The 11,117-nt window shown below is 62.5% G+C and carries 10 protein-coding genes and 1 pseudogene; 4 read left to right on the forward strand and 7 right to left on the reverse strand.

Annotated elements, in window-relative coordinates:
- The 7 genes and pseudogenes from RIF72_RS19350 to RIF72_RS19380 form a co-directional block, all read right to left on the reverse strand.
- Positions 1-377 (reverse strand): annotated as a pseudogene (locus tag RIF72_RS19350) (RND transporter); the annotation flags it as partial.
- Position 378: 1 nt separating this feature from the next.
- Complete coding sequence (locus RIF72_RS19355) at positions 379-1,104, reverse strand: TetR/AcrR family transcriptional regulator (protein ID WP_375164254.1); 726 nt, start codon at positions 1,102-1,104, stop codon at positions 379-381.
- A gap of 137 nt (positions 1,105-1,241) precedes the next feature.
- Positions 1,242-1,664 carry a YbjQ family protein gene (locus RIF72_RS19360; RefSeq protein ID WP_309076417.1) on the reverse strand — a complete coding sequence of 141 codons (423 nt, stop codon included), beginning with the start codon at positions 1,662-1,664 and terminating at the stop codon, positions 1,242-1,244.
- Between the two features lie 93 nt (positions 1,665-1,757).
- Positions 1,758-3,191 carry a dicarboxylate/amino acid:cation symporter gene (locus RIF72_RS19365; RefSeq protein WP_309076418.1) on the reverse strand — a complete coding sequence of 478 codons (1,434 nt, stop codon included), beginning with the start codon at positions 3,189-3,191 and terminating at the stop codon, positions 1,758-1,760.
- A 248-nt stretch (positions 3,192-3,439) separates the two neighbouring features.
- Complete coding sequence (locus RIF72_RS19370; RefSeq protein ID WP_309076419.1) at positions 3,440-5,122, reverse strand: DUF885 domain-containing protein; 1,683 nt, start codon at positions 5,120-5,122, stop codon at positions 3,440-3,442.
- Between the two features lie 65 nt (positions 5,123-5,187).
- Positions 5,188-5,445 carry an acyl-CoA carboxylase epsilon subunit gene (locus tag RIF72_RS19375; RefSeq protein WP_375164255.1) on the reverse strand — a complete coding sequence of 86 codons (258 nt, stop codon included), beginning with the start codon at positions 5,443-5,445 and terminating at the stop codon, positions 5,188-5,190.
- Positions 5,442-7,025: an acyl-CoA carboxylase subunit beta gene (locus tag RIF72_RS19380; protein WP_091466248.1), complete on the reverse strand. Its 1,584-nt coding sequence runs from the start codon at positions 7,023-7,025 to the stop codon at positions 5,442-5,444. Before RIF72_RS19380 ends, RIF72_RS19375 begins: the two co-directional genes overlap by 4 nt.
- Before the next feature lie 217 nt (positions 7,026-7,242).
- Between RIF72_RS19380 and RIF72_RS19385 the strand changes: the two genes are divergently transcribed.
- The 4 genes from RIF72_RS19385 (at position 7,243) to RIF72_RS19400 (ending at position 10,905) form a co-directional block, all read left to right on the forward strand.
- Positions 7,243-8,133, forward strand: a complete 891-nt coding sequence (locus RIF72_RS19385) for an NAD(P)-dependent oxidoreductase (RefSeq protein ID WP_309076420.1) — start codon at positions 7,243-7,245, stop codon at positions 8,131-8,133.
- Positions 8,134-8,200: 67 nt separating this feature from the next.
- Complete coding sequence (locus RIF72_RS19390) at positions 8,201-9,151, forward strand: biotin--[acetyl-CoA-carboxylase] ligase (RefSeq protein WP_309076421.1); 951 nt, start codon at positions 8,201-8,203, stop codon at positions 9,149-9,151.
- Positions 9,144-9,737: a PH domain-containing protein gene (locus RIF72_RS19395; RefSeq protein WP_309076422.1), complete on the forward strand. Its 594-nt coding sequence runs from the start codon at positions 9,144-9,146 to the stop codon at positions 9,735-9,737. The genes RIF72_RS19390 and RIF72_RS19395 overlap by 8 nt, the downstream gene beginning before the upstream one ends.
- Positions 9,727-10,905 carry an adenylate/guanylate cyclase domain-containing protein gene (locus RIF72_RS19400; RefSeq protein WP_309076423.1) on the forward strand — a complete coding sequence of 393 codons (1,179 nt, stop codon included), beginning with the start codon at positions 9,727-9,729 and terminating at the stop codon, positions 10,903-10,905. Before RIF72_RS19395 ends, RIF72_RS19400 begins: the two co-directional genes overlap by 11 nt.
- Positions 10,906-11,117: the final 212 nt, after the last annotated feature.

Here is an 11,117-nt window from a genome sequence, read left to right on the forward strand (position 1 = left end):
CCGGCGGCAAGGTCCGCGGCGGCCTTGTCCAATTGCTCCTGCGTTGTGAAGGGGTTTACGGTGCCCTGCACGTCCGGCATGGCTTCCAGCTTGATGAGCGCAGCGGCGACCGCGTCCTTCTTGGCTTGGTCGAAGCCGGCATCTGCGGCGTCGAAAACTACGCTGGCCGAGCCGCCTGACGAACCGGGCAGGGCCTCCTTCAGCTTGTCCGCCATCTGCTGGGTTTCGGTGCCCGGGATGGTGAAGTTGTTGGACATGGTGCCGTGGAACGCTGCGGCTGAGCCACCCACTGCCACCATGACGGCCAGCCATATGGAGATGACCAGCCAGCGGCGGCGATACGAAAATTTGCCGAGACGGTAGAGGAACGAGGCCATGTCAGAACCGATCTTTGGTGGTTGAAACGGAAGGTGAGGCTGCTGAGGCGTGCAGGGACGCGTCCGACGGCGGCGCGAAGCCAGCGCCGAGAAGGCCCATCGCATCGATGAGGTGCTGGCGGAGGACGGCGAGGGATTTGGGGGAAAGATCTGGTCCGTATTCGGCGAACCAGACGGTCATTGCCGCTTTACCGCAGGAGATGACGGAACCTGCGAGGGCGTGAAGGTAGAGCTCACTGATGCCGGTGCCGAGCCTGCCGCGGGCAGCGTCAATGATCTGCTCGGTGCAGTGCTCCCAGGCTTCAAGTTCGGAGCGGGCCAGCTGACGGTTGTCCTGCGTCAGGCTGAACAGCTCGGCCATGGGAGCCACGGACATGGGATCGGCCAGCGCCATGAGGGCGGCCTGCGCGGATTCGAGGATCGATTCGTGCGCCGGGCGCAGCCGGAACTGCTCCAGCGCGTGGTCCATGAAGCCGTCGGCTACGGAGGCCAGGGCGGCTTCGAGGCTGGGGAAGTAGTTGAAAAAGGTTCGCCGTGAGACACCCGCGCTGGCGGCGATGTCTTCCACGGTGAAATTACCGGACCCGTTGCTGCGCAAAAGGTCCAGGGCTGCGGAGGCGATGGAGCTGCGGGTGGCCGCCTTGTTGAGTTCGCGCCGTGAGGGGGTAGCGGGCTCAGCAGTTGTGGACGACTCCGCAGAGGCTTCCTGTCTACTGGTTTGGATCACATACTTACACTAAGTGCAAGTTTGCACTCTGCGCAATTTGGTCGGGAGAGGGCATGCAAAAAGTCCCGCCCTGGTCTGTCATGCCCACCGTTGAAGGGCGAGGAGAACGAACCAGGGCGGGACTCGGAAAGGCCAGGCTAGAACTGTGTTGGGGGAGCGGGCGGAGTCGGCTGGCTCTGCTGCTGCGCAGGCGTTTTGGTCAGGTAGATTGACTGGCCCGTTGCTCCGGGCTCACCCTCACCCAGCGGCAGCACGTACACGGCGGTTCCGTAGGCACATACTTCGGTCCAGTTGGTGCCCATTTCCGAGGTATCAAACCGCATAGCCACAATAGCGTTGGCGCCACGCTGCTGTGCCTCGTTGACCATGCGTGCCATGACTTCCTGGCGGCTTTCGTAGAGGGCTTTGGTCATTTCGGGCAGTTCGCCGCCGCCGAGGGAGCGGAAGCCGGCCAGCATTTGGGAACCGATATCGCGTGAACGGACAGTGAGGCCCATGACTTCGCCGAAGACGGCGTCGATGCGGTGGCCCGGGATTTCGTTGGAGGTGACGATCAACATGGTCCGAGCCTATCCAGACTTGCGCTCTTAAACGGGCAAATCCCCCGGGGAGAACTCCCCGGGGGATTTGCGCCAGTCCATAGAGGCACAAACTTAGGCTTTTGAATCGGCCAGTTCGCGCTCGTTTACTTCTGCCGCTGCCTTGTCGGCGGCGAACTCGTCCGCGAACGCTGCCCCGTTACGGGGTGCGTTGTACAGTGACTCGTCCAGGATGCCCTGGCGCTTGGCCACGATGGCGGGGACCAGTGCCTGGCCCGCGACGTTGACGGCGGTGCGGCCCATATCCAGGATCGGATCGATCGCCAGGAGGAGGCCGACGCCGGCAAGCGGGAGACCCAGCGTGGACAGGGTCAGCGTAAGCATGACGACGGCGCCGGTGGTGCCTGCCGTAGCAGCGGAACCGAGGACGGAGACCAGAACGATCAGCAGGTACTGGCTGAAGTCCAGGTTGATGCCAAAGAACTGTGCCACGAAGATCGCTGCGATGGCCGGGTAGATGGCTGCGCAACCGTCCATCTTGGTGGTGGCACCCAGCGGGACGGCGAAGGAAGCGTAACCGGAAGGGACGCCAAGGTTCCGCTCAGTGACGCGCTGCGTGAGCGGAAGCGTGCCGATCGAGGAGCGGGAGACGAACGCCAGCTGGACAGCCGGCCAAACACCGGAGAAGTACTGCTTGACGGACAGCCCGTGGACGCGGACCAAAATGGGGTAGAGGACGAAGAGCACCAGTGCCAGGCCAATGTAGATTGCGGCGGTGAACTTGCCCAGGGAGCCGATGGTGTCCCAGCCGTAGATGGCCACGGCGTTTCCGATCAGGCCGATGGTGCCCAGCGGGGCGACGCGGATGATCCACCACAGGACCTTCTGGATGACTGCCAATGCGGATGCGTTGAAGGTCAGGAAGGCTTCAGCCTGCTTGCCCACTTTGAGGGCGGCAACGCCGATTGCGATGGCGATCACCAGGATCTGGAGCACGTTGAAGTTGACGGCAGTGCTGACAGTGGTGGCAGCGTTGGCGCTCTCGGTGACGGTGGAGCTGGCGCCGAGTCCAAGGAAGTTCTTGGGGAACAGGCCGATCAGGAAAGCCCACCAGTCACCGGTCTTGCCGGCGTACTTTGCCTCTTCGGTGATGCCTGTTGCAGCGCCTGGTTGCAGGAGCACGCCGAGCCCAATGCCGATCAGCACCGAAACCAGTGAGGTGATGGCGAACCACAGCAGAGTGGTCCACGCCAGTCGCGCGGCATTGGAGACTTGGCGCAGGTTCGCGATGGAGCTCACCACGGCGGTGAAAATCAAAGGAACGACGGCGGTCTGCAGCAACGAGACGTAGCTGGAACCAATCGTCTGGAGGGTAGCGCCGAGGCCATTGGGAGCGGTCTTGGTGCTGCCCGTGTACTTGGCGATGAGGCCAAAGATAAGGCCGACGATGAGGGCTGCGATGATCTGGACGCCGAAGGATCCGGCCCACTTGGGGAGCTGGAAGCCGGTCTTGCCAGCTGCTGGGGAAGTGTTGGTTGAGGTGCTCACCGGAACACGGTAGGTGCATCGCAAATAACATAGCGAACGGACGTTGAGAAATGTTACGCAGCCCCAATGCCTCCAAGCGGGCCTATGCCTTGAATAGCGGCGAAGTTCCGCGCGAGTGTGAAGTTATTCCCGCCAAACATGTGGTGATGATCTCTGTACTAAGACCGAAGGCCGGGCATCCGGCAGTGTGCGTCAAAGCGCCGAAGGAGCAGCACACCGAGGATGTCCGGCCGCTGGGCGGACCCGTCTCAGCCCAGCAACGCCCGTCGGAGTACGTCCAAACCCACGGAACCGATGTTCAGGGCCTTGCTGTGGAAGGACTTGAGGTCGAAGGCGTCGCGGGATTCAAGCTCTGTCCGGATCTGCTCCCACAAACGCTGGCCCACTTTGTAGGACGGGGCCTGGCCGGGCCAGCCGAGGTATCGGGTGAACTCGAACTGGAGTTGGCCTTCGCTGATGTCGAGGTTGGCTCTGAGGAAGTCGAAGCCCTTCTCGGGTGTCCACGTCCCCGTGCCCCAGCGTTCGGGAACAGGCAATTCCAAATGGACTCCGATGTCGAACACAACGCGGGCAGCACGCATGCGCTGGCCGTCCAACATACCCATGTGGTCGCCCGGGTCCTTGAGGTAGCCCAATTCGAGCATGAGCTGCTCGGCGTAGAGTGCCCAGCCTTCGCCGTGGCCCGACACCCAGCAAACATTTCGACGCCAGTTGTTGAGGAGTTCGCGGCGATACGTTGCCGTGGCTACTTGGAGGTGGTGGCCGGGAACGCCTTCGTGGAACACCGTGGTTGTTTCGGACCAGGTGGTGAAGGTGTCTTCGCCTGCCGGCACGGACCACCACATGCGCCCGGGCCGGGAGAAGTCGTCGGACGGGCCGGTGTAGTAGATGCCGCCCTCATCGGTGGGGGCGATCATGCATTCGAGGGTTTTCATGACGTCGGGGATGTCGAAGTGGACGTCGGCGAGCTCAGAGACTGCCCGGTCGGAGAGTTCCTGCATCCAGGCCTTGAGGGCGTCCGTGCCCTTGATCTGGCGGGCGGGATCGTTATTGAGAATGCTCTTGGCTTCTTCAATCGAGGCGCCCGGTTTTATCTGGCCGGCAACCTTCTCCTGCTCGCTGATCAGCCGTTCGAGCTCTTGGACGCCCCAAGCATACGTTTCTTCCAGGTCGACTTCGGCGCCAATAAAGGAGCGGGAGGCCAAGGCATAACGCTCACGGCCCACGGCGTCCTTTTCCGGGGCTACGGGGAGGAGCTCGTCCCGAAGGAAGTCGCCCAAGGCACTGTACGCAGAACGCGCGGCCGCAGTCCCGGCGTCGAGCTTTGACTGGACGTCCGCAGGAAGAGGCTGCCCACCAAGGGAAGCGGAGGAAGCCATCTTGGCGAAGAAGCCATCCTCTGCCGCGTACCTGCCGGTCTGCTCAATGACGATCCGCACTTGGCGGGCGGCGGCTACTCTTCCGGCGGCAGCAGCCGAGCGAAGTGATGCAATATAGCCCTCGATCGCACCGGGAACGTTCGCAGCACGGCCGGCAATGTGCTCCCACTGTTCCACCGTGTCCGTGGGCATGAGGTCGAAGATGGCGCGAATGTCCTGGGCGGGGGAGGCAATGTTGTTGAGGTCGGCCGCATCCCAGCCTGACTCGTGGATCTCCAGGTCCAAGCCGAGCCGCTCGCGCATGGCGTCGAGGGTGACGGCGTCCACATCATCGGACGGCTCAAGGCCTGCCAGAGCATCCAAGGCCAACTTTGTGGCCTCGGCATGCGCCTCAGCACCAGCAGGCGAGTAATCCGGGTATTCCGTTTCGTGTCCCGGCAAGCCCAGCGTGGTGGCGAAGCTGGGATTGAGTTCGATCAGCTTTTCTGTGTACGCGTCAGCGACGGCATCGATGGCGGACTTCGGGCGTACGGGAGTGTTTGCAGTAGTCACCCACAGAGCCTAGCCGCGACAACGCTTACGTGAAAGGGTTGTTGAACTTTCTACGGACGACGGAATTAACCCCTGCTGCGCTTCCAAGCACCCGGACCTGGTGTGGGGTCCAGGCGGAGTTGTTGGCGACGCACCCAGTGCCGGACGTTCGGCTTGGACGAGGCCTCTTCCTGCCGGACTCCCAGTGAAACCACGACGGCGGCGAGCGCCGCGAGCTCTTCGGCCGTCGGTTCGCCCTTGACCACCGAGAACATCGGTTCGGCAGGCGACTCAGCGGCTACTCCGTCAGGCGCCAAATCGGCGCGATGCTTGGGCGCCATCACAGCGGGATGTTTCCGTGCTTCTTGGTGGGCAGGCTCGCGCGCTTGTCGCGGAGGGCCCGGAGTCCGCGGATGATCTGCAGGCGGGTATCCGAGGGAGCAATAACTGCGTCAACATAGCCCAGCTGCGCCGCCTGGTACGGGTTGAGGAGTTCTTCCTCGTAGCCCTGGATGATCTCGGCGCGCTTGGCCTCCACGTCGCCGCCGGCTTCGGCGACGGCAGCGAGGTCACGACGGTAAAGGATGTTCACTGCCCCCTGGGCACCCATGACGCCGATCTGGGCCGTAGGCCACGCGAGGTTCAGGTCAGCGCCCAACTTCTTGGAGCCCATCACGATGTACGCGCCACCGTAGGCCTTGCGGGTGATGACGGTGAGCTTGGGAACGGTCGCTTCAGCGTAGGCGTAGAGGAGCTTGGCGCCACGGCGGATGATGCCCTGGAACTCCTGGTCCTTACCGGGTAGGAAGCCAGGGACGTCAACCAGCGTGATGATGGGGATGTTGAAAGCGTCGCAGTGGCGGACGAACCGGGCAGCCTTCTCCGAGGCGGAGATATCGAGGGTTCCCGCGAACTGCATGGGCTGGTTGGCCACGATGCCCACGGTGTGTCCCTCAACGCGGCCGTAGCCGATCATCACGTTGGGAGCGTAGAGCGACTGCATTTCCAGAAAATGGGCGTCGTCCACGATCTGCTCAATGACTTTGCGCATGTCGTATGGCTGGTTGGCGGAGTCGGGAATCAGCGAGTCCAGCGCGTGGTCGTCGTCGTTCAGTTCCAGTTCCTGGTCGTGCTCCACCACGGGGGCCTCGGACAGGTTGTTGGAGGGCAGGAAGTCCAGGAGTTCGCGGACGAATTCGATCGCGTCGGCTTCGTCGGAAGCCAGGTAGGTGGAGGTGCCGGTGGTGGCGTTGTGCTGCCGCGCGCCACCGAGGGTTTCCATGTCCACGTCCTCACCGGTGACGGTCTTGATGACGTCAGGTCCGGTGATGAACATGTGGGATGTCTTGTCCACCATGACCACGTAATCAGTCAAGGCGGGGGAGTAGGCAGCGCCGCCGGCGCACGGGCCCATTATGAGGGAGATCTGGGGGACCACGCCGGAAGCGTGGACGTTGTTGCGGAAAATGTCCGCGAACATGGCCAGCGAAGCAACGCCTTCCTGGATTCGTGCGCCGCCGCCGTCGTTGATCCCGACAACCGGGCAACCGTTGCGGAGGGCGAATTCCTGGACCTTGACGATCTTTTCCCCGTTGACCTGGCTGAGTGAGCCGCCGTAGACGCTGAAGTCTTGGCTATAAATGGCGATGAGTCGGCCATCTACGGTTCCGTATCCGGAGACCACGCCGTCACCGAGCGGCTTTTTCTTTTCCATGCCGAAAGCGGTGGATCGGTGGACTGCGAGGGCGTCGAACTCGACGAACGATCCGGGATCGACCAGAAGGTCGATGCGTTCGCGGGCGGTGTTCTTGCCGCGAGCGTGCTGCTTTTCGATTGCTTCCGGGCCGGAAGGCTGTTCTGCACGGGCCTGGCGGTCGCGGAAGTCGGCAATCTTTCCCGCTGTCGTTGTCAGATCGTGGCTCATCAAGTGTCTCCGGCTCTTTAGCTGATATTCGCTGGCGCAATCCAGGGCACGGACAAGTAGCTGACTTAAGTAGCTTCCGTACAAAGAACAGGCCCCGCAGGCCAGTCTAGTGACGCCTTTGCCGCGAACCGCTGTAGAAACCCTACAATTTTCCGTGTCCAAGCCAAAGCCGACACCATGTTACCCGCCAGTAACATAGTTGGGCTAGAGTGTCCCCATGACTTCAAGCAACGGCGCTTCCTCCGCCTCCACAGAGGGTCAAACGCAACGCACCACCCCCTACGTGGCCACCGCTTCGCTCAAGGGCAAGACCGTCCTTATGTCCGGCGGCAGCCGTGGCATCGGCCTGTCCATCGCCACCCGCGCAGCCCGCGACGGCGCCAACATTGTGCTCATGGCCAAGACCGGCGACCCACACCCCAAACTCGAAGGGACCGTCTTCACCGCAGCGGAACAGTTGGTCGAAGCGGGCGGCCAGGCGCTACCGCTCGTCGGGGACGTCCGCAATGATGACGACGTCGCCGCAGCAGTCGCCGCCGCCGTCGAGCGTTTCGGGGGCATCGACGTCGTGGTTAATAACGCCTCGGCGATCGACCTGTCCCGCACCGACGCCGTGGACATGAAACGCTACGACCTGATGCAGGACATCAACGTCCGCGGCACCTTCCTGCTGTCCAAGCTGGCTCTGCCCGCCTTGCGGGAATCCAGCCACGGCCACATCCTCACCCTGTCCCCACCACTGAACCTGGACCCGAAATGGGCCGGGATGCACTTGGCGTACACCATGGCAAAGTACGGTATGAGCCTCACCACGCTGGGACTCGCCGAAGAGCTGAAGGACGACGGCGTATCGGTCAACTCACTCTGGCCATGCACCTTGATCGACACGGCCGCGATCCGCAACATGCCCGGTGGGCAGCAAATCGTCCAAGCGGCCCGCGGCCCGGAAATCATGGCCGATGCCGCGCACGCCGTGCTGACGGGGTCAGGTGCTACTGGGAATTTCTACACCGACGAAGAGGTGCTGCGCGCTGCCGGCGTTTCGGACTTTACCCCTTACAGCCTCGGTGCGCCCGAAGACCGCCTGGTCCCGGACATCTTCCTCTAAGTGGATTCATAGCCGTTTTTCAGCGCAGCCATCATCCGGGGACGCCGCAACTGGATAGGATTCAGCTATGGATGCCGAACAGCCAGAGAGCAGCGAACCCAAGGACTTGCCCGCAGACGTCACGTCCGGGCAATCCCGTTCCTCTGTGGATCGTGGGGCGTTGGACCGCGATGCCCTGCTCCAGCCGGACTTCTTGTCGGCTACCGGCATCTCCCAGCTGAAGATTGTCGAATCCACGGGATCCACCAACCAGGACCTCGTCCGGGCTGTGACGGTGGAACCGAAAAAGTGGGCCGACCTCTCCGTGCTGACAGCCGAACACCAGACGGCAGCGCGAGGACGGCTCGACCGTCACTGGGAATCACCCGAGCGGTCAGCGGTGTCCGTCTCCATGGTGCTGCGCCCCGTCACGGCCGAAGGCATGCCTGTCCCGACGCAGAGCTACTCTTGGCTCTCGCTGCTTGCTGCGGTTGCCTTGCGTGAAGCGCTGCAGGAAACTGCCGGCATCACTGCGGAGATCAAATGGCCCAATGACGTGCTGGTCAACGGGCGGAAGGTGGCTGGAATCCTGGCCCAGATGACTCCGCTGGGCGATGGCTCCGTTCCGGCCGTCATCTTGGGCGTTGGCCTCAACGTGTCCTTGGCCGAGGACGAACTTCCGGTTCCCACGGCAACTTCGCTTGCCCTGGAAGGGGCCACGACGACGGACCGCACCGCGCTGCTGAAGAGCTACCTTTCGCGCTTCGCGAGGTTGTACCGCAGTTTTTGCAATTCGGAAGGAGACCCTGCAGCGGGTTTGGTGGGGGGCCCGTCGCTGCACAAGCGCGTTGAGTCTGCCATGGTGACGTTGGGTCGCGAAGTGCGGGCGCACTTGCCCGGGGACCACGAACTCGTGGGCCACGCCTCGCGTTTGGACGAGCACGGCTCGTTGTTAGTGGTGGACCACGGCGGCAGGGAGCACGTAGTGACAGCCGGAGATGTGGTGCACTTGCGCGCCACAGAAAGCGGTTATGCGTAAAGAGTTACTTCCGGGGGAGCAGGTCATCACGATCACGCGCCAACAGGGCCGTTCACTCTTCTTTCCGGTGCTGGCCTTCATCGTGGTTTCCGCACTGACGGGCTTTGCTTGTGCTTGGATCGTCAGGGAGAACCCACAGCGCCTGGCGCCGTTCATCACTGCGGAATGGACGCCTTGGCTCGTGGGTAGCGTTGTTGTCCTCGCGGCGTGGTTTCTAGCGGCGTACAGCCTCAAGCGCGTGTTGCGGTGGCGGTCGATCAAGTACATCCTGACGAGCCGGCGTGTACTTGCCAAGAACGGAATGTTTCGCCGAAGTGATTGGCAGGTATCGCTGATGGCCGTCCGCAACGTTGGTGTCCAGCAGAGCATGCTCCAACGGGCATTGCACTCAGGGAATATATCCTTGGATACCGGGCACTCCGGAATAGCCGTCCTGGCCGATGTTCCCGAAGTGGGGAAGTTCCGGGGCTTCATTCTTGACGCAATGGACGAACTCCCGCAGGGTGAGGTTTTTGAGGGTGAAGTACTGAAGGATTTTGACGAGTTGCCATGGGAGTTGAGAGAAGGTGGAAGAGATGAGCGTTGAGGATCAGCAGTCCGGCGAGGACCTGGACCAGGAGTTCGACGCCGTACCGGAACCTTCCGTGGACGAGGAGACTGAGGCCGGGCCTGCTCCGGCATCGGTGCAAACAGGTCCGCCCACTGGTGTGATGTCTGCGGAGCGCCTGGCTATTAAAGCGCTCGAGGCGAAGCTCCTTGGCGGCGAACGCAAGCTCCGGCGTCGTGAAGTTGCTGCCGGCGCGGGCGTGTCCATCCTGTCGGCCCGCAAGATCTGGCGCGCACTTGGATTCCCTAACTTTGGGGACGAGGACGTCGCGTTCACTGAACGCGACCAAGCCGCCCTGTCCAGCATCCTGGACTTGGTCCGTGCAGGGCTCCTGACAGAGGAAGCCGCGATCTCCGTTACCCGTTCCATCGGCCAAATGACGGACCGCATGGTGGTGTGGCAGATCGAAGCTTTGGTGGAGGACATGGTTTCCGAACAGGGAATCCCTGATGCTGTGGCCCGCAAGCAGTTAGTAGGGCAACTGCCTGCCTTGGTGGATTCCCTCGAAGAGATCCTGGTGTACTCCTACCGCCGCCAGCTCAACGCCGGCGTTCAGCGCCTTGCCGTAAGGGCGGAAGCCGGGCTGCAGGCCAGCGAGGAGGGCCGCGAGGGCGATGAAGACGATTCACCGTTGCCCTTGGCCCGGGCCGTGGGATTCGCGGACCTTGTCTCTTACACGAGCCTGTCGCGGCGTATGAACGAGAAAACGCTCGCCCAGCTGGTGCAGCGTTTTGAGAACAAATGCGCCGAGATCATTTCTGTGGGTGGCGGACGACTGGTCAAGACCGTGGGCGACGAAGTGCTGTACATCGCTGAAACCCCCGCGGCTGGAGCGGAGATTTCCCTTGCCTTGGCCCAAGCGTTCACAGAGGACGAGATCCTGCCGCAGTGCCGCGTATCCATGGTGTGGGGCCGTATCCTTTCCAGGCTTGGCGATATCTACGGGCCCACGGTGAATCTGGCTGCACGGCTGACCACGCTGGCGCAGCCAGGAACGGTGCTCGTGGACGCCATGACTGCAGCTGCCCTTGGACAGGACGACCGCTTCGTCTTGGTTCCTCAGAAGTCGGAGAATGTCCGCGGCTTCGGCGAGATCCATCCCGTGATGCTCGCGCGCGGACGCGGCAAGGGTTTGGTGCTGGACTAGGCGCTGGCTGCTTCCCGTCTTCTAATGTGGACGTTCTCTCACGTCCCTCGGGCTTGAGCCGATCGCTCTCTCACTTTCTTCAGGAAAGTGAGAGTGTCCCTATGTTTTTCGTCAAGTGGTTGTGGGTGTTGGGGATTGGTAGAGGGTCCCGTCGCGGAGCATGGCGTAGAGGGTGTCGCAGCGTCGTCGGGCCAGGGCAATGAGCGCTTGGT

Source organism: Paenarthrobacter sp., assembly GCF_031180005.1.
Taxonomy (GTDB): Bacteria; Actinomycetota; Actinomycetes; order Actinomycetales; family Micrococcaceae; genus Arthrobacter.

What these genes read in the sequence shown, in the direction of transcription:
- RIF72_RS19360 (WP_309076417.1), bottom strand. Translation starts at nt 1,664, where the DNA reads ATGTTGATCGTCACCTCCAACGAAATCCCGGGCCACCGCATCGACGCC.
- RIF72_RS19380 (WP_091466248.1), bottom strand. Translation starts at nt 7,025, where the DNA reads ATGAGCCACGATCTGACAACGACAGCGGGAAAGATTGCCGACTTCCGC.
- RIF72_RS19385 (WP_309076420.1), top strand. Translation starts at nt 7,243, where the DNA reads ATGACTTCAAGCAACGGCGCTTCCTCCGCCTCCACAGAGGGTCAAACG.
- RIF72_RS19390 (WP_309076421.1), top strand. Translation starts at nt 8,201, where the DNA reads ATGGATGCCGAACAGCCAGAGAGCAGCGAACCCAAGGACTTGCCCGCA.
- RIF72_RS19395 (WP_309076422.1), top strand. Translation starts at nt 9,144, where the DNA reads ATGCGTAAAGAGTTACTTCCGGGGGAGCAGGTCATCACGATCACGCGC.
- RIF72_RS19400 (WP_309076423.1), top strand. Translation starts at nt 9,727, where the DNA reads ATGAGCGTTGAGGATCAGCAGTCCGGCGAGGACCTGGACCAGGAGTTC.